The organism is Streptococcus pseudopneumoniae (genome assembly GCF_001068775.1).
In the GTDB taxonomy this organism is placed as follows: Bacteria; Bacillota; Bacilli; order Lactobacillales; family Streptococcaceae; genus Streptococcus; species Streptococcus pseudopneumoniae_N.
Genome location: NZ_JWAJ01000085.1, coordinates 1 through 598, shown reverse-complemented (window position 1 = coordinate 598; position 598 = coordinate 1). Strand labels below are relative to the sequence as shown.

The following is a 598-nucleotide window of genomic DNA, read 5'->3' as shown; positions in this document are numbered from 1 at the left end:
TTCTTCCACATTTGGTTGATCTTTGTCGCGTGTATCATCTTTTACATATTTCTTAGGTGATGGAATTTCTGTTGTTTCTACTTTATCCTTCGCTGGAACTTTGACAATAGTATTCGTTGGTGCTTTCGTACGAACTGGTTTACCTTCACTTGCTGTAATCTTTCCAGTATTAGGATCCACAGTGTAAGTTGTTGTGATAGTGTCTTCACCATCTTCACCTTTAACAGTAGTTGGGGTTGTACCTTTTTCTTTTGTACCATCTTTTTCATAAACTACTGGAGACGGTACTACTCTCTTCACAACCGTTGGTGCTTTCGTTTTCCCATAAGTTCGAACTGTTGTTGGAGTTACCTTACCTGTTTTTGAATCAACTTCATAGGTAGTGGTATCAATCACATCACGACCTTCAGAATCTTTAGATTGTTCAACCTTAGTTTTCGCACCAACTTTAACGATTGTCTTACCTGCCGGGGTGACAACTGGGGTACCAACGTGTTCTGTGATATGACCGTCGTTTGAATCTACATCGTAAGTAGTTGTAGTAACTGTTTTACCTTTTTTACCCTCAATACGCTGATATGGTGTACCGAAGTTTTTT

General features: G+C 39.1%; 1 pseudogene. It reads right to left on the bottom strand.

The window, feature by feature from the left end:
* Positions 1 to 598: pseudogene (locus ADF68_RS04030) on the bottom strand (YSIRK signal domain/LPXTG anchor domain surface protein); the annotation flags it as partial.